The sequence below is a fragment of the Pseudomonas sp. L7 genome (genome assembly GCF_046605565.1).
Taxonomy (GTDB): Bacteria; Pseudomonadota; Gammaproteobacteria; order Pseudomonadales; family Pseudomonadaceae; genus Aquipseudomonas; species Aquipseudomonas wayambapalatensis.
This window is the reverse complement of sequence record NZ_CP176784.1, coordinates 3,576,744-3,602,507: the sequence shown is the minus strand read 5'-3', so window position 1 is coordinate 3,602,507 and position 25,764 is coordinate 3,576,744. Positions and strand designations below refer to the sequence as shown.

Sequence of the window (25,764 nt, the reverse complement as noted above, 5' to 3'; positions counted from 1 at the left end):
TTCCTGCTGAACCTTGAGTGGCGTCTTGTCGATGGTATGGCCTTTACCCAAGGAGTCATGCCCATGCCTGCTGCTGAACAGAGCGTCGATATGCTCGACGAATTCATCGCGGAAAACCTTCCTGATTGGCTAAGCAAGGCGTCTGTGGAGGAGATCACTGCGCTGCGCGCAGCCTACGCAGAGCACCGGGCCAGCGAAGAGTTGCTGGTCCAGTCCTTTGCCGATGTGCAGCCACCCCATACATTCGCCAAGACGTTGCTGCAGGATGCAATCAGGGAGAGTACCGGAAAGACGCTAGATCTGGACCATGCGCTGTGGCGGGAGCGCTGGCAGAACTACAGCCTTCTGGGCGGTGAGGAACTGATCGTTCACCACAGCTTCGAACCGGCGCTTGATCACCTGATGCAGAATTTCGTCGAGAATCAATCCTTCGATGGCCACAGCGGACTGATCCACGCCGCGCCGGGTCAGCCCCTTGACACGGCGCCATTGTTGATCGACAGCAAGACCCTGTCAGGTATTTGCCGCAGCGTAGACGTTGGCAAACACTACCAGGCACTCCTCGACAAGGTCGTGGACGGTGCGCTCAGCCTGGAACTGCGCGAAGAAAAGCGCCAACGGTTGGCGCTTGCAGTGGCGCTTGCCGTCGTCAAGAAACAGTTGAGTGCCGCAGACGTGGCCATGCTGCGCCAGGTGCTGGCTGGTGTGTCACCTTCCCATCCCGACAGCGCTTCAGTAAGTGTGAAACGCTTGCGGATACTGGGTTGCAGCTTGGCCACGGGCGTGACGTTCGAGTTGCTAGGCACCCCGCCGGGCAGTTTGCCTGCCGATGCTACGCGCACCGTTGGCATCATCCTGTACTTGGCCCATCGGCCCCTGCAGCGGTTCGCCTCGTGGGGCGACCTCAATACCTACTGCCAACAATTGCTGGCAGACCCACAGGGCCTGACACAGATACTGTACAGCCTTCAGATGAAGGATCGTGCCTCCTTCCTGACCTTGTTGCGCAAACGTCTGAAAGATCCCAAGCCCGACCTCGAAGTGACAGGCCATGCCCTGAGCAATGGGTTGTTCAACGACCTGACCTCATTGCACATCGCACAGTTACGGGCCGATTCGGCGTACCTGCTGGTATCGAACGCTACTGCGGATGAAAACAACAAGCGGTCGCGCTTGGATACCTTGGAGTCGGTGGGTAGCAGCCTGCTGCAAATGGCCAGCTTCTTCGTGCCTGGACTCAACGAATTGCTGCTGGCGCAGATGGTGGTCGAAACCCTGACGGAGGCCTATGAAGGCGTCACGGATTGGCATCGGGGGCATCAGCACGAAGCGCTCGAGCACTTGCTCGGGGTCGCCGAGACGGTGGCGGTCAACGCCGTCCTCGTCGCTGGCGGTAAGGCAGTGGCACAGGGTTTCAAGCGCAGCGCCTTCGTTGAAGCGATGGTGCCTGTTCAAACCAGCGCCGGTGGGCGTCTTTGGGTACAGGATCTGGAGCCCTATCGCAGTACAGACAAACCGGCGAACACCAAGTGCGGTCACGACGGTCTGTATCGCCATGGTGACCGTGCGTGGTGGCGGTATCAGAACCACGATTATGAAGTGCGCAACGATCCTCAGCGCGCGCAGTGGCATATGGTGCACCGTGCCGGCAACCGCAGGTTCAACCCTGGCTTGCAGTGGAATGGCGAGTGTGGCTGGCGGCTTGCCTGGCAAAAGCCGCAGCAATGGCAGGGCGCGCGGGTGCTGCTGGAGCACCTGTGGCCTCAAGCCTCGGAGTTGGATGCACAACAGTGTTCACAGGTCCTGACCATCGCCGACATCGACGAGGACGGCTTGTACGAGCGTGTCGCGCAGCAGCAGCGGCTCCCGGTGGCGCTACGCGATACCCTCGAGCGCTATGTGCTGGATAAACGTATAGACACCTTCTTCGCGGCCCTGCACAAGAATCAGCCGGCAGGTGACGAAGCGCTGATGCAGGCGTGTATCGATCAGCTGCCTGCCGAGGACCGAGTGGCTGCACGTCGTCGGCAGTCCATTCTGGACCGGGAGCACGAGTTGCGTGCCTGGGTGATGGACAAGCTTTCTGGCGATTATCTGCAGCGCGACGCCTTGATGGTAATCGTGACCAAGGATTTCCCGCGGTTGCCCGATGTCTATGCCCACGACATCGTGCAGCAGGCAAGCGTCGACCAGCGGCAACACATGGCGTTGAAGCTCGCCTTGCCGCTGGCATTGTCCGAGCAGGCGCGACAAGCGCTGGTAACGTCGCGTGTTTGCCGAATGCTGCAGGGCCTGTATCTGAAGAATGCCTATTCCGACCACTTGCCGGATCTGGTGTTCGCGTTATTGCGACGTGTCACGACATGGCCGTCGCGGACCAATTTCGAAGTGCGCCGCGACTCGCTGAGCGGGCATGTGCTCAGTCGCATGCACACCCTCGACCCTGCCTACCCGCCTAAGGTTCTGGTCCACCACCTTGGCCAGATGCAGGTGTACGAGGGTGGCCGTCGTCTGTTCACCGACGGGCAGCCGGCGCCTGGCGGCCTGCTGGAGACCTTGCTGCACTTCCTTCCCAAAACCGAATGCGAGCGCTTGGGCTGGACCGGCAGCGAGGCCATCGCCAAGATGCGCGCCGATCTGCAGGCCCGCTTGCCAGAAGGCCGCGGCCACCTGCTGGCGATGATGGGTATCAGCACCACGAAGCCCCGTTTCACAGCGCCGCGGCGCGTGTCAGGGGGGCGCTTCGGTTATCTGCTCAGTGGCCGGGGCGATGCCAGCCGTCTTGTCGAGCGCACGCTACAGGACCGTTTGCGCAGCTTGTACCCAGGCTTCGATGCCCAACAGCTCATGGCTCACTTGAGCTCGCTGGAGCGTCAGCCCGGTTCGACGTTCAGTGCTTTGCTGCGTGAGGAGGAAAGCTTTCGCCAGCTCGACCAGACACTGAATATCTGGTCCGAGGCAGCGAGCAGTGCGGTGCAAAGGCCGATTCGTCGCGTCGTTGCCGATGAACTGCGTCGTTGTTGGCGCAGGCAGGGTGTGGTGGCTCGCAACCGTGCAGATGGCCAGCCAGGTATGGCGCTGGTGCTGACCGGCCTCGGCGTGCGGGAGCTCCCTGCGCTGGCGACACAGACGGGTTTTCTCCATATAACCGAAATGACGCTGGTGAACATGCAGTTGCAGACGGTGCCTGCCGAGTTCCTACGACCGTTTGGCGAGCTATTGACCTTGAACCTGGACAACAACAACCTGACGACCTTGCCGAGCGGGCTTGCGCATCTGGGACAACTGCGTGAACTGACCATGGCCGGCAACCGCTTGCAACTCACTGCGGATGACTACACGACGCTGGCCGGCCTGCAGCAGTTGCGCGTCCTGGACCTTGGCAACAACCCGTTGTCGACGTTCTCTCTCGGCCTGGCAGGCCTGCCGCGCCTGCGTCAGCTTGGCTTGCGCGACACCTCGTTGACTGAGATCCCCGAATCGCTGGGCCTGGGGGTCTCGTTAGACTATGTCGATCTACGCGATAACTTGATCGATACCTTGCCACAAGGGCTGGTCGACTCTCGTATTTCGCTGCGTCGTGGGCTTGCCTTGCATGGCAATCCATTGCCGCTGGACTACCAGCAGCGTTGGTTGGGAATCCAGACCCCCTCTGAAAGCGATGCGAGCCTGGAGGGCGAGCCTGGCTCGATGCAGGTCTGGCAGGATGGACTCTTGGGGCCTGAGCGTGTGTCTCGCGCCATACAGTGGGACAGATTGAGCGACGAGCCGGGCAGCGGCGATTTTTTCCAGTTGCTGCATGATTTGGCGCGTACCAGTGATTTTCGCGTGGCGCGCTCGAATCTGCAGGAGAGGGTCTGGTCGGTGTTCGATGCGCTGGAGCAGAACACAGCGCTACGAAGGGAGTTGTTCGAATTGGCAAGCCTGCCGCGCTCCTGCGCCGACAGCGTCATTTCCTCGTTCGGGGCCTTGGAAGTGCTTGCACTGTCCTCCACGGCCGTGAGTGATATGACCAACGTTGGCGAGGCGCAATTGTTGAGTCTGGCTCGCCGCCTGTTTCGTCTGGACCGCGTCGAGGCCTATGCCCGCGAAGATATGCAGCGCCGCCGCAACGATGGGCGCGATGTCGATGAGGTGGAGGTCAGCCTTGCCTACCGGGTTGGCCTGGCGAGTGCGTTGGATCTGCCGGGACAGCCGAGCAGTATGCAGTTCGAAACGGTCGCTGGAGTGTCAGAGACCGATCTGGCTGCTGCACGTACGGCGGTCCAGGAGTCCGAGGCAGGCGAGGCGCTGATCACCTACATCAGTGAACGGGACTTCTGGTCCCGCTATCTGCGCCAGCAACACAGCGATAGCTTCGACGCGCTCGAGACGCCGTTCTGGGAGCGCATGGAAGCGCTGGATGCCCAGCGAAGTACCATGGACGACCAGACGTACCTGACGAATGTCAGCAAGCTTGCGAGCGAGCGTGAGCAGGTCGTGATCGGCGAGGCCAAGCGCCTGACCCGCGAGGCTCTGGCCCGGCTGGCAAACTGAGTGGCGCCCGGCACTGGCGTTTTTCGCCTGGCGGCCTAAGATGGCCGCTGGGCGAGCCCGGGACAACTGATGACCGAGAAAGACACCATCTCCATGCAACTGGTGCGCGAAGCACTCTTGCAGACCTGCCCGCAGGGCAGGGGCGATCCTGTGTTGCTGGCGCGTGCTGGCATCGACCCGCAGCAACTCGACCAGCCTCATGCTCGGGTCGGTGCCGACGCCTATGCGCGCCTGTGGCGCCTGCTGGCGCGGCGCTGCAACGATGAGTTCTTCGCCATGGACCCGCGTGGCCTGCGCAGCGGCAGCCTGGCCTTCCTCTGTCGGGCAAGCATGGCGCAGCCCACGCTCGGCGCCGGGCTGGAGACTGCCTTGGGGTTTCTCTCGTTGATGCTCGAAGACCTGCAGCCGGGGTTGGTGCGCCAGCAGAGCCTGGCCGAGATCGCGATCAACGAACCGCGCGATGAGCCCCGGCGTGCCTTCACCTATTTCACGTTCTGGATGATCGTCCATGGCGTCGCCTGCTGGCTGGCGGGCCGCCGCATCCCCATCCTCGCCATCGACCTGCGCTGTGCCGAGCCGCCGTTCTGCGACGACTATCGGGTGATGTTTTCCGAGAACCTGCAGTTCGAGCGCCCGCGCACGCGCATGATCATTGCCGCCGATTGCCTTGACCTGCCCCTCAGGCGCACGCCCGAGGAATTGCAGAAGTTTCTCGCCGAGGCTCCGGGCAACATCCTGGTCAAATACCGTGACCCTGAAAGCCTCGCCCGGCGCGTGCGTCGCATCCTGGGCCAGCTCGACCCCGGCCAGTGGCCCGACGCCGAACGCATGGCCCGCGACTTGTGCCTGTCGTTATCGACCTTACGCCGTCGTTTGGCAGAGGAAGGGCAGACTTATCAGGGGCTCAAGGATAGCGTACGCCGACAGCTGGCGATCGACTGGCTGAGCGAGGGCTCGCTGGCGATGAGCGATATTGCCGAACGCCTGGGGTTTGCCGACGCCAGTTCGTTCTATCGCGCGTTTCGTAAATGGTTTGGCTGCAATCCTGGCGGGTATCGAGCCTTCGTATTGGGGGGCGCGCAGGTACAAGGCAAGGATTCCGGCTGAATACCGGGTGTCGCCTGCACCAAGGTGGAGGTTCCCAACATGAGGACACCTTCGATGACCACCCCTCTGGCGGCACCCAAAGCAGACCCTGTCGATGAGTTCATCGGCGAAAACCTGCCCGAATGGCTAAGCAAGGCGCCGCCGGCGCGGATCACGGCTCTGCGAGAGGGTTTCGCCGCCCATCGTCGAACCGAGCAAGGCCTGGCAACAGCCTTGCAGCGCCTGGTGCCTCTGCAAGCGTTTGCCCTGCCATTGCTGCAGCAGGCACTGGAGCGCGATCTGGGCCTGAAGATCGACCTGCTGTCGGTGTTGTGGCGTGAGCGTTGGACCAAGTTTTCGTTGCCGGGAAACCAGGCGTTCGATACCTACCAGTCTCATCACCCGGCCCTCTACCACTTGTTGCAGAATTTTCCCGACGATGCCGAGTTTGGCGAGGGCAGTGGGTTCGTCGCCAAGCAGTCCGACGACCGCAATGTCCCGCTGTTGTTCGCTGACGCCAAGGGAGTGGCTCAGGCTTGCAACCGCTTGGACATCGGCAAACGCTATCAGGCCCACCTGACGGAGGTGTTCGACCCGTCCACCCTTGCGCTGTTGGTCGAAGACAAGCGCCAGCGCTTCGACCTCGCCATCGAAATTGCCGCGTTGAAAAAATCATTGGTGCGAGCCGACCTGGATCTACTGCGCTTGGTCAGTGCCGGCAAGCCCGTTTTTCACGTCAGCTACGACATCGTCAAGGTGCGGCAATTGGCATTGCTCGGCTACCCGCTGGAGGGAGCCTTGACCGTCGAATTGGGCAACGTCTGGCCGCCACGGGTGGTGCCGGCGAGCTTGCGCGTCGAGGCTGTGTTGCTGTACCTGCCAGACCAGCCGCTATGCCGATTCGACTCTTGGCGTGCATTGCAGGATGCACTGGTGACGCGCCTGCAGAGCCCCACGATCCAGGCGAAGCTCATCGAACGCATGGCCCTCAAGGATCGGGCGAGTTGTCAGCAACGCCTGAGTGTCCGTCTGAAAGATGCCAAACCCGACCTGGAGCCCAAGGGCGAGCTACTGACAGGCAATGTCTTCGTCGCCCTGGCCGACGCGCAGGTGAAAAGGCTGCGCAGCGATGCGCGCTATCTTGCGGTTCCGACCCAGCACGTCAATGACGATCGCAAATGGGCCAAGCTCCGAGCCCTGGAGCGCGTGGGTGAAACCTTTGTGCAGTTGGCGGGGTTGTTGGTTCCGGCGCTCAATGCGGTGTTGATCGGCACACTGGTGGTGCAAGTGCTCGAGGAGGTGTTCGAAGGTGTCGATGACTGGACACGCGGTCACCAGCATGAGGCACTGGAGCACCTGTTCGGGGTGGTCGAAAGCGTGGCGGTCAATGCCGCGCTGGCGGGTGCGGGGCATTACGTCGCGCGGACCTTCAGCCGCAGCGCTTTCGTCGATGAGCTGGTGCCGGTGTCTACCCAGGCGGGCACCCACCGCCTGTGGCATGAAGATCTGTCACCTTTTCGAGTGCAGACGTTACCCGCCGGGGCGGTGCTGGGCGAGATCGGTCTGTACAGCGATGGGGTGAATCACTGGTGGCAGCAGGAGGGATACTTCCATTCAGTGCATCAGCCCGAAACGCTCGGTGAGTGGCAACTGCGCCGTATCGATGGTCATGCGGGTTTTGCACCTTCCCTGCTCGGTAATGGCAAAGGCGCCTGGCACCTGGCTTGGCAACGACCAAGAGAGTGGCAGGGGGCGCGCACCCTGCTGACGCACTTGTGGCCTTGGGCAGTGGAGCTCGATGACCTGAAGACCGCGCAGGTTCTGCGGATCTGCGGTATCGACGAGGCCGCTTTGCGAGGGTTCGCCGTGGAGCGGCGACCTCTGCCCGCTGTGCTTCGCGATACGTTGCTGCGCTTCACGGCCAGTGCACGCATCGATACGTTCTTCAATGCGCTCGAGCAAGATGTCGCACACGGCGCGGACACGTCGTTGTTCGACTACTGCCTGGAGCAATTGGCGGATCCGGCGCTGGACGTCGAGAAACATGCTGGACAGATGATCGACGATGCGCCGCGGCTGCGTCAGGCGCTGATGACGCACCTGTCTACGCCAGCGTTGCCGGACGGTGCAGACCTGAGCCTGATCCGACGTGACTTTCCCGGATTGCCCGAGGCCTATGCGCTCGATCTGCTGTCTCAGGAAAATGCCGCGCTCGTCGAGCAGATGAACAGCCGCAAGCGCATTCCGCTGGCTCTCGCCGAGCAGGCGCGTGAAGCCTTGCAGTCGGCACGTATTGCCCGGGCGATCGAGGCACTGGTGCTCGGCAACAGCTACAGCGATGATTTGCCTGAGCTGGTGTTTGGCCTGCTGCGTCGCCATGCAGGGTGGCCTATGCAGATCAACTTCGAGGTGCGTGAGGGCAGCGCCTTCGGCCGCTTGACCAGTCGCCTGTTTCCCTCCGCTGCGACGGGTGAACTGAGGACGCTGGTCTGGAAAGAGGGGGCGCTGCGTGTCTACCAGGATGGCATCGAGGCGGACGGGGCACCTGAGCCGCCCAGCGATCTGTTTGCCAGCCTCCTGGCCTTCCTGCCCGGTGAGCACCTCGAGCGCCTGGGGTGGTCTGGCGAGACCGGGACCACAGTCATGCGCACCGATCTGCTCGGCTGGTTGCCTGCCTCGCATGACGAGGTGGCGACCCTGTTGGGAATGACGGCTATTCGTCCCAGGTTTCGTCCTGGCAGACGTATGCCGGATGGTCGTTTTGGTTATCCGCTCAGTGGTCGCGGCAGCGCTGGCTCGCCGGCGGCGCGAACCTTGCGCACCCGTATACGGGCACTGTATCCGGGCTTCAGCGACCAGCAGGTTGAAACCTATGCCGAGCTGCTCGAGGGCCAGGGTTCCGCATTCGCAACCCTGCTTGGCGAGGAGCTGGAGTTTCGACGCTTGGACCGAGCCTTGCGAACCTGGATTCAAGTTCCGGGGCTGGCCCCGGCGAGGGCGGCACGACAGGTGGTAGCCGATGAGCTGCTGCGGATCTGGCGTACAGAAGGCCCGGTCGTACACCACGGGGGCGATGCAGGTATGCGTTTGAGCCTGGTTGGAGTACCGGTCGGTGAGCTGCCGACCTTACCCGTGAATACCAATTTCCGGCATGTCCAGGAGTTGGACCTGGTCAACCTGCGACTCTCTTCATTGCCTGCAGGGTTCCTCAGGTATTTTGGCCGACTGCGCAGCCTCAACCTCGCTAACAATTCACTCTCCAGTCTGCCGGGGGAGTTGGAGCGTTTGAGCAGCTTGCGCATTCTCAACCTGTCACGCAACAACTTGCGGTTGGGGGCGTCGGCGTACGGGGCGCTGGGGGGGCTGCGGCATCTGCGCGTCCTGGACCTCAGCCGTAATCCGCTAGGGTCGTTCGCCCTGTCGCTGCGCTCCTTGCAGCGGCTTCACGAGCTCGATCTGCGTGCGACCCAGCTGACGGTGTTTCCTGCGGGGCTGGAGCAGGCCGAATTGCTGGAGAGTGCCGATTTGCGTGACAACGAAATCAGCGCACTCCCCGATGGCGTGCTGCAAGCGCCCACTGTGCTGCGCCAGGCTTTGCGGCTTGAAGGCAACCCCTTGCCCGACGATTACTCCCAACTTCTATTGGGAGCACAGAGCCAGGCCGGGGCGTCGGCTCTGGATGCTCGCACGCTCTGGCTTGAACACTTCGAGGATACCGAGCGTGAGCGTCGCGCGGCACAGTGGGACCGGCTGCTCGAGGAGGACGGCAGTGAGGAACTGTTCGCGTTGCTCGGGCGTTTGGTGCAGAGCAGCGACTTCCGCTTGGCCCGAACCAACCTCGAACAGCGTGTCTGGACGCTGCTGGACGCGATACAGGGCGATACGCAACTGCGTGAAGACATCTTCAACCTTGCGGCAAACCCTACCACTTGCGTCGACAGCGTGGCTTCCTGCTTCAGCGCCCTGCAGGTCCGGGCGTTCGTTGCCAGCGGTTTGCGCGATGTGCCCGCAGCGCAAGCGCAAAGTACCCGACTGATGCTGGGGCGCAGGCTGTTTCGTCTCGACAGGGTCGAGCAGTACGCCCGTGCCGACATGATGCAGCGAGTCGCGGATGGGGCCGGGGTCGACGAGGTCGAGGTGAGTCTGGCCTATCGGGTGGGGTTGGCCCGCGACCTGGACCTTCCCGGTCAGGCTCGGAGCCTGCAGTTCGAGACGATTGCCGGCGTGACCCGCGCGGATCTCGATGCCGCGGCGGCACGGGTACGTGAAGCCGAGGCCAGTGACGAGCTGGCCCAATTCATCAGCGAACGCGACTTCTGGCTCGATTACTTGCGAACAACCGAGCCTGCACAGTTCGCGGCCATCGAAGAACCCTCGGACGATCAGATGTCGGCACTCGACGACCGCAGGGACGGGCTGACCGACCTGGAGTACCTGGCCGAGGCCAAATCGTTGAAGCAGTCGCGTGAAGCCGAGTTGCAGGCATTGGCGTTGCGCTTGACCCGCGATGCTCTGGGCGCGGGTCGCTAGATCGCTCGGTTGCAGGCCATGGTTGGAGTTCATTCCTCCTGCCGTGGCTTGAGGGGGCCGGCGATAGTGCATGGCGAAGTTTGCGAAAGGAGCTTATCCCATGACATCTGTTTCTCCCCCGACCGTCGGCAAACCCAGCGTTGCCGAGGCAGTCGATGACTTTATCCGCACCGGGTTGCCCGACTGGCTCAAGCGCGCCTCGCCGGCCCAGATCAACCGCCTGCGGGACCGCTTCAAGAGCAGCCGGGCCAGCCAGGACAAGGTACGTGCGGCAACGCTCGACCTGATCCCGCTGCACACCTTCGCACTCGAGCAGTTCACGGCCTTGCTCGGCGGCCGGTTGCCGAAGGGCAGTACGCTCGATCAGTTGCAATGGCTGGATGTCAGGCGCGAGTTTGGCCTGGTTCCGGGCGTGCATTGGCCGTTCTATCGACCGGATTACAAGCGCCAGCCAGGGTTGTTGCGACTGATGCAGAACTTCCACGCCGATGACGCCGTACTCGAGGGCAGCGGGCTTGTGCATCCGGGGGCCGATGCTGTGCTGTCAGGCCCGGCGAGCGATCTGGCACGCGACTGTCGCAAGAAAAACGTCGGCAGCCTTTACCAGGCGCAGTTGGAAAAGGTTTTCAGTGCGTCGAACTGCGCGCTGCTGGCCGAGGACAAGCGCTCGAGCTTGAGCCTTGTGATCGAGATTGCAGCGCTCAAGGGGGAGATATCGGCGCTTGAGCAGGTCGCCCTGCAGGATATCGCCCAAGGTCGACCCGAGCAGCACGAGACGCTGCTGCGAGGCTATCCCGGCATGCTGACGGTGTTGGGATACCGTATCGTCGATGGCTTGACTATCGCTCTGCGCGACGCTGCAGGTGTGAGCAAGGGCATCATCCTGTACCTGCCCAGCGACCCACAGCATGCCCTGCGTCGCTACGACTCGTGGGAAGACTTGTGTGCCGCCCTGATCACTGCGCTTGGGGACAAGACCTACCTGGTGTTCTTCAGTGGCCTGATTGCGCTTGAGCAGCGCCCGGCGTTCCTGCAGACACTGGGCAAACGCTTGGCCGATGCCAGCCCGGACTTGCAGATCGAAGGCAGTACAGCGCAGGGCGAGCTGTTCGCGGAACTGGTGGCACAGCAGGTCCGACGGGTGAAGTCCGACGCGCGTTACCTGTTGGTGCCGACTGCTGATGCTGATCATGCTGCGACCCAGTCACGCCTGCAGGCGTGGCAGTCGGTCGGGCTTGGCCTGGCCAATCTGGCGGGGCTGTTCATTCCAGCGATCGGGGCGATGCTGTTTGGCCAGTTGGTGGTGCAGACCCTTTCGCAGGTGTTCGAAGGGGTGTTGGACTGGACCCGTGGTCATCAACACGAAGCCCTTGAGCATCTGTTCGGGGTGGCCGAGACCGTTGCTGTCACGGCTGCGATGGCGGGAGGCGCAGCGGTGGTTGCGCGCGGGTTCACCCGCGCCAGTCATGTCGATGGCCTGGAACCTGTCGCTGTGCCGGGCGTCGGCATGCGTCTGTGGTCAAACTCGCTGGCCCCTTATGTTGCCGAGCCGCAACAGCCGCGCCTGCAGGATGATGGGCTTTATAGCAGTGCCGACACGCGCTGGCTGCGGGTTGGCAAACGTTTCTTCGCAGTGCACCAACCCTCGGCTGAAGGTGGCTGGCGCGTGCGTCATCCGCTGCGTGTGGCTGCCTATGGGCCGGCACTGGAAACCCTTGGCGAGCGTGGCTGGCGGCTGCACCTGGAGCGACCGCTGGAGTGGTCGGACGAGGCACGGATGCTGCAGAGCCTGTGGCCCCAGGAGCCGCTGTTGACCCGCACCGAGGCCATGGCCGTTCTCGACATGGCGGACATGAGCGTCGAAGAACTGCGTGGCTTGCTGGTGGACAACCGTGAGCTTCCGGCCAATCTGCGTGAAACGTTGCGACGCTTCGACGCGGACCGGCAGGTCTCGGCATTCTTCACGGCGCTGGCCGCGGATCAGGCACCCGCGGACGATGCGCGCATCGAGGCGTGGTGCCTGGCGTTGCCAGGTTCGCGCAAGGCGGACAAGGCCACGCTGCGCACTACCTTGCTGGCGCAGGCATCCGCGCTGCGCCACGATCTGTTCCGGTATCTGGTGGCCGAGAACCTGCCTGCAGACCCGCTGTGTACGCTGTTGCAGCGCGACTTTCCCGGGTTGCCTGCCCGCTATGCCCAGCAGGCAACTGCCAGGGTGTCGAGCCATCTGCGCAAGATCGCCCTGGCTGAATCACGTGTGCCGTTGGATGTGGCGAACGACGCCCGCGGCCTGTTGCAGCTGGCCCGCCTGAACCGCGCTTGCGAATCGCTGTACCTGGACAATGTATACAGCGACGAGGGCGCCGAGCTGATCCTGGCGCTGGCGGCACGGCTACCCGGGTGGCCACAGGCGTTACGCCTGGTGCTGCGCGAAGGAGCCCTTGATGGGCGGGTGGTCAAGGCTATCGGACCGGTTGCCGACGCTGCCTCCCAGGTCACATTGGTGCACAAGGACTGCCAGTTCCAACGCTATGACCATGACGCACGGAAGCAGGGTGAGCCCGCGATGTCCCTGGGACAGGCGCTGATCGACGCGCTGTCGGTCGAGGTGCGGACCGAACTGGGACTGGCAGGTGCAAATGCAGATTTGCTGTTGCGCACGGCGTTGCGTGCACAACTGCCGGGCACACGCAGTGAGCGTGTGCAACTGCTGGGCTGGACCCTGGGGAAACCATGGTTCAACCCCGCACGGCGCATGGCCGATGGGCGTGTCGGGTATCCGCTCAGTGGGCGTGGGCAGCCCGGCTCGTCCTGGCAGGCGCTGCTGGATCGTCTACGCGCGATCTACCCGGATCTCTTGCCCGCCCAACTCGAGGCACGGCTGAGCCAGATGCAGCAGGCGTCCGGGTCTGTGTACCGGCGACTGGCCGAGCTTGAGCACGATTACGAACGGCTGGAGAGTGCACTCACGGGGTGGCTCAGCGCCGGGCTTGGCGGCAGCAGCCACGCCGCTCGCGTCCAAGCTGCCGAGCGCATGCGCCAGGCCTGGCGCCTTCAGGAAGGGCAGCAGACCCTGGTGCTCAGTGGCGCACAATTGCAGACCTTGCCCGCTTTCGCCCAATCCACTACGTTCGACAACGTTACCACGCTGGTGATCAGCGACACCTCGCTCAACCATATACCGTCCGATTTCCTGCGTTGCTTCAGTGCCCTGCGCGAGCTGGACCTGGGGGGCAATCATCTGCTGGCGGTGCCGCGAGGTATCGCCTGTCTGGTTGAGCTGCGTCGCCTGCGCCTGGCAAGCAACGCCATTCGTCTCGATGAGGCGGGTATCCAGGCGTTGACCGGCCTGCCACATTTGAGCCAGTTGGACCTGAGCAACAATCCGCTGGGGGCGTTGGTCCTGCGCTTCAATCACTTGCCGCAACTGCGCGAGGTCAGTGTGCGCCATTGTCGATTGGGCGCCTGGCCGGACGGTCTGGAGCAGTGCGGGTTTCTCGAGCGCGCCGACCTGCGCGACAACCAGATTCGTGTTGTGCCAGCGGCCGTCCTGCAGATGCCGAATGTTTTTCGCCGCGGCTTCATGGTCGACGGCAATCCTTTGTCGAACAGTGAGCTGCAAGGGCTCTATGGCCTCGACACGATCCAGGAGCACCTGCACCTTCCCGAGCGAATGGCCCGGCAGAATGTCGACACCGTGCGCGCCGCGTGGTTGGACAGGGGCGATGCGGAGTTGCACAACGCGCGGCTGTTCCAGTGGAACACGCTGCAGGCGATGCCCGACAGTGACGGGTTCTTCCAGTTGCTGGGTTGGTTGACGCTCACCCAGGACTACGCCCAGGTGCCTGAGGTGCTGTCGACGCGGGTGTGGTCGGTGCTCGATGCCATCAGCGCCGACGCTGACCTGCGCAACCGGCTGTACGCGCTGGCCGATGAGAACCTGACCTGCCTGAATGCGGTCAGTGACCGTTTCAGTGACTTGCAGCGCTATGTAGCGATTGCCCGTGCCGATGCCAACACCTTGCATGAGCGGGGCATTGAGCTGATCACGCTCGGTCAGGGGCTGTTTCGCCTGGACCGGCTGGACCTGTTCGCCCGTGCCGACATCCGTCGCCGGGTCGAGGCCCGTGACAGTGTCGACCAGCTTGCGGTGCGCCTGTACTACCGCGTGAGCCTGCGGGAACGCCTGAGCCTGCCTTTCACTTCGCGGTTCATGGCCTATGCCTCGGCGGCCGAGGTGACAGATAGCCAGCTTCAGGATGCGTTGGTGGCGGTGAGGACCGCGGAGTCGATCGAAGCCTTGGGTGAAAGCCTGAGCCAGCGTGCGTTCTGGCGACGCTATATGCTCGAGCGCCATGCTGCGGTCTTCGACGGCGTCGAAACGGCCCATCAGGCGCGGTTGGTGGCGCTGCAGGCCAGGGCTGACCAGCTTTCGGCCGAGGACCTTGCCCTGGAGATCGAGGCGCTGGGGGGGCAGCGGGACGTCGAGGAACTCGAGATGATCCGTGAGATGACCCGGCAAATGCTGAAGGGCAGGGAGCGAGGGCTTGGCTGAATGCTCGGGGCGCTGACGCCACAGTGACCAAACCGATCATGCCTGATGAGCGCTTTTGCCATTGTCCGCAAGCTCAGGCAGCGCGACTATCGTCGGACCAAGGGTTCAACTCCAACAACAAGAAACCAGGAGTCCGACGATGCGTGATTACGCCGAGGCCGCGCGAGCATTCGAATATGCCCGGGTTGCCGCAGCCGCCTTGCAGGGCAACCTGCAGGCACTCAATGCCTGTGTCGAGTGCTGTGACCGGCATGTAGGCGGCAACCTGCCTGCGCTGATCTGTGAAGACCAGGAAGGTAACGGTGCACGCTACAGTTTCGAGCAACTGCAGGCCATGGCGGCACGCATGGGCAATGTCCTGAAGGATCAGGGCGTGGGGCCCGGGGACCGGGTCGCCGGCCTGATGCCACGTACCGTCGAACTGCTGGTGACGATTCTGGCGACCTGGCGCCTGGGGGCGGTGTACCAGCCGTTGTTCACCGCGTTCGGCCCCAAGGCCATCGAGCACCGCCTGGAGCAGTCCCATGCCCGGGTGGTGGTCACTGATCGCAACAACCGCCCCAAGCTGGACGATGTCAGCGGATGCCCGACGATCATCACGGTCGGTGCCGCAGCGCACGAGCTGGATTTCCAGCAGGCGTTAGAGGCAGCGAGCGATCACTGCGAGCCGGTAATGCGCAGCGGCGACGACCCCTTCCTGTTGATGTTCACGTCCGGCACCACAGGGCCGGCCAAACCGCTCGAGGTCCCGCTGCGCGCGATTATCGCCTTTCAGGGCTACATGCGCGATGCCATCGACCTGCGCCCCGACGATACCTTCTGGAACCTGGCCGATCCGGGTTGGGCCTATGGCCTGTACTACGCTGTCACCGGCCCACTGGCGCTGGGACATGCCACCACCTTCTACGATGGTCCGTTCAGCGTCGAGAGCTGTGCACGGATCATCGACAAGCTGGGCATCAGCAACCTGGCCGGCTCGCCTACCGCCTATCGCCTGCTGATCGCAGCCGGTGAGGCGTTCTCGGCACCGATCCAGGGGCGCCTGCGGGTGGTCAGCAGTGCCGGTGAGCCGCTCAATCCCGAGGTGATCCGCTGGTTCGCCGAGGCCTTGAACGTGACCATCCACGATCACTATGGCCAGACCGAGTTGGGCATGGTGTTGTGCAACCACCATGGCCTGGTGCATCCGGTGCACTTGGGATCGGCTGGTTTCGCCATCCCCGGGCATCGCATCGTGGTGCTGGACGAAGCCGGCAACGAGCTGCCGGCCGGTCAGCCAGGGATACTGGCAGTCGACCGCGAGCAATCGCCGCTGTGCTGGTTTGGCGGTTACCACGGCGTCCCCACCAAGGCGTTCATCGGCAAGTACTACCTTTCCGGCGATACCGTCGAGCTCAACACCGACGGCAGCATCAGCTTCGTCGGTCGCAGCGACGATGTGATCACCACCTCCGGCTACCGCGTCGGCCCGTTCGATGTGGAGAGCGCGCTGATCGAACACCCGGCGGTGATCGAGGCGGCGGTGGTGGGCAAGCCTGACCCGCAGCGTACCGAGCTGATCAAGGCCTTCGTGGTGCTGGCTGCAGACCATAGCGCCAGTCCCGAGCTGGAAGAGGCCCTGCGCCAGCATGTGCGCCAGCGCCTGTATGCCCACGCTTACCCGCGTGAAATCGAATTCGTTGGCGAGCTGCCCAAGACTCCGAGCGGCAAGCTGCAACGCTTCATCCTGCGCAATCAGGAAATCGCCAAGCAACGCGCTGCGCAGGCCACCCCTGCTGGCGCCTGAAGGAAAACCTCCATGAACGTTCAACGCAAAAGTTTCATCGTCACCGGCGCCGCCTCTGGGCTGGGCGCCGCTACCGCACACATGCTGGTCGAGGCCGGCGCCCGTGTGATGCTGGTCGACCTCAACGCCGAGGCGGTCGAAGCCAAGGCGCGGGAGCTGGGTGACAACGCCCGTTTCGCAGTGGCCGACATCAGCAACGAGCAGGCCGCCCAGGTGGCGGTCGAGGCTGCCGTCAACGCCTTCGGCGGCCTGCACGGGCTGGTCAACTGCGCCGGTATCGTCGGCGCCGAGAAGGTCTTGGGCAAACAGGGACCGCATGGCCTCGCAAGCTTTGCCAAGGTGATCAACGTCAACCTGGTCGGCAGCTTCAACATGCTGCGCCTGGCCGCTGCGGCCATGGCTGAAGGGCCTGCGGACGAGGGGGGGGAGCGGGGCGTGATCATCAATACCGCCTCCATCGCCGCCTATGACGGGCAGATCGGCCAGGCGGCCTATGCCGCCTCCAAGGGCGCGATTGCCAGCCTGACACTGCCGACCGCCCGTGAACTGGCGCGCTTCGGTATCCGCGTGATGACCATCGCCCCCGGCATCTTCGAAACACCGATGATGGCGGGCATGACCCAGGAGGTGCGTGACTCGCTCGCCGCAGGCGTTCCCTTCCCACCACGCCTTGGGCGCCCGCAGGAGTACGCCGCGCTGGCCCGCCACATCATCGAGAACAGCATGCTCAACGGCGAGGTGATTCGCCTCGACGGCGCACTGCGCATGGCTGCCAAGTAAGGAGAAATACCCATGACCCTCGCCAACGATCCGATTGTCATCGTCAGTGCCGTGCGCACGCCCATGGGTGGCCTGCAGGGCGACCTGAAAAGCCTCACCGCACCGCAACTGGGCAGCGTGGCGATCCGTGCTGCAGTCGAGCGGGCCGGCCTCGATGCCGGCAGTGTCGAGCAGGTGCTGTTCGGTTGCGTGTTGCCCGCCGGACTCGGCCAGGCACCGGCGCGTCAGGCGGCGCTGGGTGCAGGCCTGGACAAGCACACCACCTGCACCACCCTGAACAAGATGTGCGGTTCCGGCATGCAGGCGGCGATCATGGCCCATGACCTGCTGCTGGCCGGCAGTGCCGATGTGGTGGTGGCAGGTGGCATGGAAAGCATGACCAACGCCCCGTACCTGCTGGACAAGGCTCGCGGTGGCTATCGCATGGGCCATGGCAGGATCATCGACCACATGTTCATGGACGGCCTCGAGGATGCCTACGACAAAGGCCGCCTGATGGGCACCTTCGCCGAAGATTGCGCCCAGGCCGGCGCCTTCAGTCGCGAGGCCCAGGATAACTTCGCCATTGCCTCGCTGACCCGCGCCCAGGACGCGATCAAGAATGGCCGCTTCAGCGCCGAGATCGTGCCGGTTGAGGTCACCGAGGGCAAGGAGAAAAGGGTTATCAAGGACGACGAACAGCCGCCCAAGGCCCGTCTGGACAAGATTCCCCAGCTCAAGCCGGCCTTCCGCGAGGGGGGCACGGTGACCGCTGCCAACTCCAGCTCCATCTCCGACGGCGCCGCGGCCCTGGTGCTGATGCGCCGCAGTGAAGCCGACAAGCGTGGCGTAAAGCCGCTGGCGGTGATCCACGGTCATGCGGCCTTCGCCGATACGCCCGCGTTGTTCCCGACCGCGCCTATCGGCGCCATCGACAAGCTGGTCAAACGTACTGGCTGGAGCCTGGCGGATGTGGACCTGTTCGAGATCAACGAAGCCTTTGCCGTGGTCACCCTGGCCGCGATGAAGCACTTTGACCTGCCCCACGACAAGGTCAACATCCATGGCGGCGCCTGTGCTCTGGGCCATCCGATCGGCGCTTCCGGCGCGCGCATCCTGGTGACGCTGCTGTCGGCCCTGCGCCAGAACAACCTGCGCCGCGGTATCGCGGCCATCTGCATCGGCGGCGGCGAAGCCACGGCGATCGCGGTCGAATGCCTGTACTGAGGTGAGCCATGCTGGTAACTGACGAGCAACAACAGATCGCCGATGCGGTGAAGGACTTCGCCCAGGAGCGCCTCAAGCCGTTTGCCGAGCAATGGGACAAGGCGCATCGCTTCCCGCGCGAGGCCATCGATGAGATGGCCGGGCTTGGCCTGTTCGGGATGCTGGTGCCGGAGCAGTATGGCGGCAGCGACACCGGCTATGTCGCCTACGCCATGGCCCTGGAAGAGATCGCCGCCGGCGACGGGGCCTGCTCGACCATCATGAGCGTACACAACTCGGTGGGTTGCGTGCCGATCCTGAAGTTCGGCACCGAAGCGCAGAAGCAACGTTACCTGGTGCCGTTGGCCAGCGGCGCGATGCTCGGTGCCTTCGCCCTCACCGAGCCCCAGGCGGGCTCCGATGCCAGCAGCCTGAAGACGCGTGCGCGCCTGGAGGGCGATCACTACGTGCTCAATGGCAGCAAGCAGTTCATCACTTCCGGCCAGAACGCCGGGGTGGTGATCGTCTTCGCGGTCACCGATCCCGAGGCGGGCAAGCGCGGGATCAGTGCGTTCATCGTGCCCACCGACACGCCGGGCTATCAGGTGGTGCGGGTTGAAGAAAAACTCGGCCAGCACGCCTCCGACACGTGCCAGATCGTCTTCGATGATGTGCGGGTACCGGTGGCCAATCGCCTGGGTGAAGAGGGGCAGGGCTACAAGATCGCTTTGGCCAACCTCGAGGGCGGACGTATCGGCATCGCTTCGCAGGCCGTCGGCATGGCCCGCGCGGCGTTCGAGGTCGCGCGTGACTACGCCAAGGAGCGCCAGAGCTTCGGCAAGGTACTGGTCGAGCACCAGGCCGTGGCCTTCCGTCTGGCCGACATGGCCACGCGCATCGCCGTGGCAAGGCAGATGGTGCTGCATGCGGCAGCCCTGCGCGATGCCGGGCGCCCGGCATTGGTGGAAGCGTCGATGGCCAAGCTTTTCGCCTCGGAAATGGCCGAAAAGGTCTGTTCGGATGCCTTGCAGACGCTCGGCGGATATGGCTATCTGAAGGACTTCCCGCTGGAGCGCATCTATCGCGATGTGCGGGTTTGCCAGATCTACGAAGGCACCAGTGACATTCAGCGCATGGTCATTGCGCGCAATCTTTGAAGGAGCAGCTTGCATGGCATTCGAAACAATCCTGCTGGACATCCACGGCAAGGTCGGCCTGATCACCCTCAACCGTCCCCAGGCGCTCAATGCCCTGAACGCGCAGATCGTGGCCGAGATCAACCAGGCCCTGGATCAGCTCGAGCGTGATCCGAACATCGGTTGCGTGGTCCTGACCGGTTCTGCCAAGGCCTTCGCCGCGGGCGCCGACATCAAGGAGATGGCCGAGCTCAAGTACCCGCAGATCTATGTCGACGACCTGTTCAGCGACGCCGACCGCATCGCCAATCGGCGCAAACCGATCATCGCCGCGGTGTCGGGTTTTGCCCTGGGCGGTGGCTGCGAACTGGCGATGATGTGCGACTTCATTCTCGCCGGGGACAACGCCAAGTTTGGCCAGCCGGAGATCAACCTCGGCGTGCTGCCGGGCATGGGCGGAACCCAGCGCCTGACCCGCGCCGTGGGCAAGGCCAAGGCCATGGAGCTGTGCCTGACTGGCCGTCTGATGGGCGCAGAGGAGGCCGAGCGGGCAGGGCTGGTGGCGCGCGTGGTGCCCCAGGCCGAGCTGCTGGAAGAGGCGCTGAAGGTGGCGGCGACCATCGCCAGCAAGTCGATCCCGGTGAGCATGATGGTCAAGGAAAGCGTCAATCGTGCTTTCGAGGTGAGCCTGAGCGAGGGTGTGCGTTTCGAACGTCGCGTGTTCCACGCGGCGTTTTCCACGGAAGATCAGAAGGAAGGTATGGCAGCGTTCATCGCCAAGCGCGAGGCGCAGTTCAAGGACTGTTGAGGTCGAGGGGCAGCGCCAGGGCGCTGCCCTGCTGTTTCAGTCCGTGAAGAAGTATTGTTTCGCGTCGGCCAACGAGATCGGGCTGCGGTACACCTCTTCCTGATTCAGCGTCTGCGGGCTGGTGACCGTCTTGCCCTGGGCAAAGCGTTGACTGGCCAGCTTCAGATGGCCGGCAACGAAATCCACCTTGGCGGCGGTTTTCGAACGATAGTGAAAGTGGGCGTACCAGATCGCCTGCTCGTCGTGCTGCACGACATATTCGTCGAGGAAATCAGCAGGCCTGCCCTTGACCTTGGTCAGGGCTTTGCGCGTGCCAACAGGACTGATCGTCACCTGGTTCTGCTTGATCAGGAATTGCAGCTCACCCATGCGCGGTTTTTGCTTGAGTGCCGCTTTGGTACGCAGCCTGAGGCTTTCGGTCGTGAGCTGTGCCGCAAGGTCCTCGATCTCCTTGATGACGATCGCCGCGTCGCTGTCTGCGCTGGCCTCATCGGTGGCATTGTCCGCAGTGAGACGGCGTTCTATGGCCTCGCGGGCGCTGTCGAGGCTGGCGCGATGGTCGGTGAGAATTTCCTCTATCTCCACCGGCAGGTAGTTATTCGAGTACGACTTGCCTAGGCGTACCAGCTCCGTGCGTGCCGCAGCCATGCAGGACTTGCCGCTCTTGAGCAGGCGCTTGAGGTTGGGCGGTTGTGCCGGAACAGGTGCTGCCTCGGGCGCTGCTACTTCCAGCTCGACCCAGCGATCGTCCTGGAGTGTGTAGCTGCGAGAGGGTGTCTCACTTGCGGGGGTGGGGATGTCGACGATGTTCGGATTGCCTTCACGTACTGTACCTAGCAGGATGCCATGCTCCTGTGTCTCGATCAGCCCGGGCAGTTGCGCTCGCAGTTGCTGGACCGTGCTGACCGGGATGAACTCAGGCAGCTCGTCGGCCTCCTTGGTCACGTCGTTCGTGAACGCATCGAAATCCTGCTCCATGCGCTTTAATTCATCATGGCTGCGCTCTGGGTCCATATGGCTGATCAGATTGTTCAGTTGTCGCCGAGCCGTTCTGAGCTGGCCGGTGATGCTGTGCAGAACCCTGGCGATAACTTCCTCTCCAGGGCTCTTCAACCTGGCCAGTTGCAGGTGCTGGGTGATGCTCATCTGCAGGTTGTTCCAGGCGCGCTTCATCCAGAAGGAGCCTTCCTCATCCAGTTGCTGGAGCATGGTCAGGCGGTTGGTGCAGGCCTCGATACGCATCCAGCGCAGTACCAGGTTAGAGGCAGGCTTGATGCCACCTTTGTCCACCACCTCGATGTAGCCACTAATCTCGGTCTGGTGTTCGCTGCGCAGCTTTTCGAGTTGTGCTCTTTGCTCGGTGAGCAGGGAGCCGTGCTCTACCATCTGGTCCAGCAGCAACAGTATCTTCTCAATGCATTCGGTAAGGGTGGTGGCCTCTGCAGGGGTTATCTCATGGCCACTGTTCTGCCGATCGTACATTTCGAGCATTCGAGCGCGTAGTGGTTCATGCAAGCGATTCAGTGCACGGAAGACCTCCTGTTCGCAGCGCACATGCTGGCTGAGGGCAAACGCTCGGCGGATCTTGTACTTCTCCAGTACTGCGCGCTCGTTGCGTTGTCTGAGGTGCTCCAGGTGTTGCTCCCAGAACGTCGAGCATTCCTTGGCGGTCCCCAGGTACTTATGCAACGACGCTTCATCCTCCTTGCCCCCGACTTCCTTCACTGCATCGACCAGCATCTGCTGACGGCTTTGAGATTGCGCGCGTTCCTCGATGATTGTCGCGTTCAGCGTTGCCAGGGCCTTTGCGTTTTCGGCCCTGAGCTGTGTGATTCGCTTGCCCAGGGGCATGCCACCCTTGAGGTGCAGACGCAGGTCCAATCCCCAGCGGCCATCCTCCTCGCGGCGAATCCAGGGGCCCAGCTTGTCCGGGTTGGCGGTGTCGATGATGCGCTGACGCTGTGCGACAGGATCCAGTTGTACCTCGTAGACACTGCCGCCGAGTGAGACCCAGGTGCGTGCGTCATGCAGGAACAGGCCCTGCAATGCACCCTGAGGTATCGGAGGCCCCAGTTCGTCGATCTCATAGGGCGCCCGCAGCGCCAGCAGCGACTGACGCTGGGCACTGTCGAGCTTGAACAAAGGATTGCTCCAGGAGAAATCGGCCAGAGGATCGGCGCTCCCGTTTACCAGCGTCGGCAACTGATCGCGGTTGGGCGTGGCCAGCGGGTCGACGATAGGGGGCTCCAGCGGTCGTTGTAGGTCGATCCTTCGACGAGCATGGGCGAACAGCAGTGTGGCGAGGTTCAGCAACAGTTCCACCAGGCTGGCGGCACGGTCACTGGTGTCCTGTGGCCGGTCGCTGGTTGCCTGGAGGAAAGTGGTTTCCATCTGCACGATCCAGCCCGCAGTAGCCACGGACTCGGGCGCGAAAGGCAGTACCGTATTGAGCAGCAGCCAACCCAGTGTCTGCCAGCGTGCCCAACGTGCCTGTTCGCTGCTTTGCGCATGGCTGCTGAATTGCGCAATGGTTTCCTCTACGCAGGCCTTGTACAGCGCTGATGCGGGGTCTGGGCAGGGTGGTTCGATCGACAGCGACGCAGGGGCGGGCTTGCCGAACGGCACCGCCCAATCGTCCTCTCCTGGATGAAACAGGTGCGGTTCGCGAAAACCGCCGTAGGCGTATACCTTGCGCGCCTGTTCCGGGAGCCGTTGCAGGATGTCGTCCTGCAGGTCGCCAGGTGTGGCGAGCGCCTCGAACAGCGCCATGCGGTCCTGGAAGTACGACAGGGGGGTGGCCAGCAGCGGGCGATAGAGCAGGCATGGGCCACCATTGTAGGCATTCTGCTCGATCAGCCATGTATTGCTCACAGGATCAGGGCTGGCATCGAGGCTCGACAGCAACGCGAAGGGTCGAAGGTACCACTGAGCCGACTGGGTCGGCGGGGTGGCAAACACTTCGGCGATCTCTCTGGAGAGGTCGGGGCCCGAGGTCAGGCCGCGCAGGTTCAGGTCCATGACCAGCAGCGGCAACTGGCTGCGCAACTGTTTGCGCAGCAGCGCTGTGCGACGCTGTGCGGCTTGCGGGTCCTCGAGCAACTTGGCGCGCAGCATTTGCGGGTAGTGCTTTGCGATGTCCGCCTGGGTGATCAGTGCGCGTAGGTAGGATTCGTCGAACCATGCCGGCACGTCACTGCCATCGATGGATTCGACCACCACTTTGCCAGGTTGCAGCAGGCCCAGGTTGGCAATGGCCAATTGCGCGAGATCGAATCGTTCGACGTGAATGCTGCCACTGGTTACCAGGGAACCTGCCCCGGGTATTGCGACGGCAGTGACCTGATGGTTCGCGACGCGCAGTTGCTTGAGGTCAAGGTCGAAATCGGGATGGTTTTTCAGGATGCATTGGTAAAGCTTGGCATAGGCAAATGCCTGTGCGTCGAGAATACCGTCCAGCCAGCCCTTCCTGCCGGCGCCTTCGTAGGTCTGTGCGATATCGGTCAGTACCAGGGCATAGCGCTGCAGTTGCTCCGGTTGTGCGTTGCGTAACCACACCGGCAACTCCGCGGCCAGGCGGTCATGGGCTGCAGTGTCGTCGATACCGCACAGGCTCAGCATCGAGGTGATGCGGTCGAGCGCCAGTGCGAGTTCGTTGGGGCGTTGAAGTCGGTCGGGTATCGAAGTGACAGTGAGTGAGCCATGCAACTGTTGCTGTAACAGGCCGCTGGCCTGGTTGTCGAACGGTCGACCGGGGATTCCGATCAGGCGCATCATTGTCAGTGCAGGCGGTAATACGGCGGGTAGACGCCGCCTGGCCCGGGCCAGCATCGCGTTACGGCTTTGATACTGCAGTAATCGACCACTGGTGGTGAACAGCAAGGTGACCGCCTCTTTATCTTCAGAGGCCGGGCTTTCGATCAACAAGGCACTGGCAAGGTCCGGGTCGAGTTGCCAATTGTCCAGCATATCCAGGCGCACGTTGTGCAGAACGGGATCCTGAGTATCCGAGGTGCCGTCCAGCAGTTGTTGGGCAACCGCCAGCGTCCTGTCGTCCATCCACTGCTCCTTGCGGTGCTCGTCCAGTGCTTTTTTGTAGCGCTCACGCAGGTATTGGCTGCACCATTGCCAGGGCGACTTGCCGTCATGTTTGTCTGCATCCACCCAATAGTCAGTCAGCGCCTGGCGATATTCCTTTAGTAGAAACGGTGCGGTTTCGTTGATCAGGGCCTCGATCGGGTGCAGTGGGGTTTCCAGTGTCTTGTCGTCAAGGCCTGGCTGAGTTTGGACCAGTGTGTCTTGCAGTGGTGTGAGGTTGAGGGTCGTCTTGAGGATGTGGCGCTGTATCAGCATGCTGGTCAGGGAGTGCTGGTAGGGGGCTGTACCGGCCTTGCCTGTGCTGCGAATGGACAAGGTCGCAGGATCGAGTGAGGGATCCAGTTTGCAGGCCAGCCATTGCTGCTTGAGCATACGACTGGCTACATCCTGAAGCGAGGGTCTTGTCTGGAAGTGCTTGGCAATCTCGCAATCCAGGTCACCGACCTGTGGGTGGGGGCTAGAAAGGCTCATGGCCGAGGTTCCTTTATGAAGGGGAACCCCAGATGATCATCGTCGACAGGTGGGGTAGAGGTAGCTTGTCACTACCTGGAGCGGGGGTGTTCGGCGTTGCAGCTGCAGGCTGACAGCATGGCGCTGTTGTTGCATATTATCGGGGCGTGCGTTGCCATCCGTGCTGGTGCCCACCCCCGGGTATGATCCTGGGGTAATCCGTCCGATTCGGCAGATTCCTCTGTCATTTCTGTTGCCCCACGGGGCCGCGCACCTTAGACTGCCGCCCCCTGTAAAAGAGTGCCGGTTGGCGCTTGAAGAATTCCGTTGCCTGCGAGCCATCGCCGGTGGCACCCGAATCGCCCAAATGCACATTTTTTCATAGAGAAATCGATGACCAAGGAACAGTTGCTGGCCATGTCGGCCGATGACTACATGAATGCCGATCAGCTCGGGTTCTTTAGCGCGCTGCTGCAAGCGATGAAAGTCGAGACCCATGAGCGCATCGAGCTGAGCCGCGCCACCATCGAAAGCTTGGACACGCCTTCTGATCCGGCCGACGTGGCCTCGGTCGAAGAAGAGCGTCATTGGCTGGTCAATGCCATCGAGCGCGATCAGCGCCTGCTGCCGCAGCTGGAGATGGCCCTGGGCCGTATTGCTGACGAGAGCTTTGGCTGGTGCGATGACAGCGGCGAGCCGATTGGGCTGCAACGCTTGCTGATCAGCCCGACCACCAAATACTGCATCGAAGCCCAGGAGCGTCACGAGCAGCTCGACCGCCACCAGCGGCAGATCTGAACGGACACACTCGGCGCAA

11 protein-coding genes are annotated in these 25,764 nt (G+C 62.8%); 10 read left to right on the top strand and 1 reads right to left on the bottom strand.

Annotated features, from left to right (window positions below; all coding sequences use genetic code 11):
• Positions 1–63 precede the first annotated feature (63 nt).
• From ACK3BK_RS16630 to ACK3BK_RS16590, 9 genes are all read left to right on the top strand, one after another.
• Positions 64–4,536, top strand: a complete 4,473-nt coding sequence (locus tag ACK3BK_RS16630; protein ID WP_411382915.1) for an NEL-type E3 ubiquitin ligase domain-containing protein — start codon at positions 64–66, stop codon at positions 4,534–4,536.
• Positions 4,537–4,605: 69 nt separating this feature from the next.
• The gene (locus ACK3BK_RS16625; protein WP_411382914.1) at positions 4,606–5,643 is read left to right on the top strand and encodes an AraC family transcriptional regulator; all 1,038 of its coding nucleotides are present in this window, start codon (positions 4,606–4,608) and stop codon (positions 5,641–5,643) included.
• Positions 5,644–5,697: 54 nt separating this feature from the next.
• Positions 5,698–10,152, top strand: a complete 4,455-nt coding sequence (locus ACK3BK_RS16620; RefSeq protein ID WP_411382913.1) for an NEL-type E3 ubiquitin ligase domain-containing protein — start codon at positions 5,698–5,700, stop codon at positions 10,150–10,152.
• A 100-nt stretch (positions 10,153–10,252) separates the two neighbouring features.
• Positions 10,253–14,707 carry an NEL-type E3 ubiquitin ligase domain-containing protein gene (locus ACK3BK_RS16615; protein WP_411382912.1) on the top strand — a complete coding sequence of 1,485 codons (4,455 nt, stop codon included), beginning with the start codon at positions 10,253–10,255 and terminating at the stop codon, positions 14,705–14,707.
• Between the two features lie 139 nt (positions 14,708–14,846).
• Positions 14,847–16,493 (top strand): AMP-binding protein, encoded by a 1,647-nt coding sequence (locus tag ACK3BK_RS16610; protein ID WP_186720058.1) that lies wholly within the window; start codon positions 14,847–14,849, stop codon positions 16,491–16,493.
• Positions 16,494–16,505: 12 nt separating this feature from the next.
• Positions 16,506–17,273, top strand: a complete 768-nt coding sequence (locus tag ACK3BK_RS16605) for an SDR family NAD(P)-dependent oxidoreductase (protein WP_411382911.1) — start codon at positions 16,506–16,508, stop codon at positions 17,271–17,273.
• Positions 17,274–17,285: 12 nt separating this feature from the next.
• Positions 17,286–18,479, top strand: coding sequence for an acetyl-CoA C-acyltransferase (locus ACK3BK_RS16600; RefSeq protein ID WP_411382910.1), 1,194 nt, complete (start codon positions 17,286–17,288; stop codon positions 18,477–18,479).
• 8 nt (positions 18,480–18,487) lie between these two features.
• Complete coding sequence (locus ACK3BK_RS16595; protein WP_186666155.1) at positions 18,488–19,615, top strand: acyl-CoA dehydrogenase; 1,128 nt, start codon at positions 18,488–18,490, stop codon at positions 19,613–19,615.
• Between the two features lie 13 nt (positions 19,616–19,628).
• Positions 19,629–20,402, top strand: a complete 774-nt coding sequence (locus ACK3BK_RS16590; protein ID WP_186666154.1) for an enoyl-CoA hydratase — start codon at positions 19,629–19,631, stop codon at positions 20,400–20,402.
• A 36-nt stretch (positions 20,403–20,438) separates the two neighbouring features.
• On the opposite strand, the gene ACK3BK_RS16585 is transcribed toward ACK3BK_RS16590, so the two are convergent.
• Positions 20,439–24,968, bottom strand: a complete 4,530-nt coding sequence (locus ACK3BK_RS16585) for a hypothetical protein (RefSeq protein WP_411382909.1) — start codon at positions 24,966–24,968, stop codon at positions 20,439–20,441.
• A 372-nt stretch (positions 24,969–25,340) separates the two neighbouring features.
• On the opposite strand from ACK3BK_RS16585, the gene ACK3BK_RS16580 reads away from it, so the two are divergent.
• A complete protein-coding gene (locus tag ACK3BK_RS16580) occupies positions 25,341–25,745 on the top strand; it encodes a TraR/DksA family transcriptional regulator (protein WP_186666151.1) in 405 nt (134 codons plus the stop codon).
• Positions 25,746–25,764 lie beyond the last annotated feature (19 nt).

What these genes read in the sequence shown, in the direction of transcription:
- ACK3BK_RS16630 (WP_411382915.1), top strand. Translation starts at nt 64, where the DNA reads ATGCCTGCTGCTGAACAGAGCGTCGATATGCTCGACGAATTCATCGCG.
- ACK3BK_RS16625 (WP_411382914.1), top strand. Translation starts at nt 4,606, where the DNA reads ATGACCGAGAAAGACACCATCTCCATGCAACTGGTGCGCGAAGCACTC.
- ACK3BK_RS16620 (WP_411382913.1), top strand. Translation starts at nt 5,698, where the DNA reads ATGACCACCCCTCTGGCGGCACCCAAAGCAGACCCTGTCGATGAGTTC.
- ACK3BK_RS16615 (WP_411382912.1), top strand. Translation starts at nt 10,253, where the DNA reads ATGACATCTGTTTCTCCCCCGACCGTCGGCAAACCCAGCGTTGCCGAG.
- ACK3BK_RS16610 (WP_186720058.1), top strand. Translation starts at nt 14,847, where the DNA reads ATGCGTGATTACGCCGAGGCCGCGCGAGCATTCGAATATGCCCGGGTT.
- ACK3BK_RS16605 (WP_411382911.1), top strand. Translation starts at nt 16,506, where the DNA reads ATGAACGTTCAACGCAAAAGTTTCATCGTCACCGGCGCCGCCTCTGGG.
- ACK3BK_RS16600 (WP_411382910.1), top strand. Translation starts at nt 17,286, where the DNA reads ATGACCCTCGCCAACGATCCGATTGTCATCGTCAGTGCCGTGCGCACG.
- ACK3BK_RS16595 (WP_186666155.1), top strand. Translation starts at nt 18,488, where the DNA reads ATGCTGGTAACTGACGAGCAACAACAGATCGCCGATGCGGTGAAGGAC.
- ACK3BK_RS16590 (WP_186666154.1), top strand. Translation starts at nt 19,629, where the DNA reads ATGGCATTCGAAACAATCCTGCTGGACATCCACGGCAAGGTCGGCCTG.
- ACK3BK_RS16585 (WP_411382909.1), bottom strand. Translation starts at nt 24,968, where the DNA reads ATGAGCCTTTCTAGCCCCCACCCACAGGTCGGTGACCTGGATTGCGAG.
- ACK3BK_RS16580 (WP_186666151.1), top strand. Translation starts at nt 25,341, where the DNA reads ATGACCAAGGAACAGTTGCTGGCCATGTCGGCCGATGACTACATGAAT.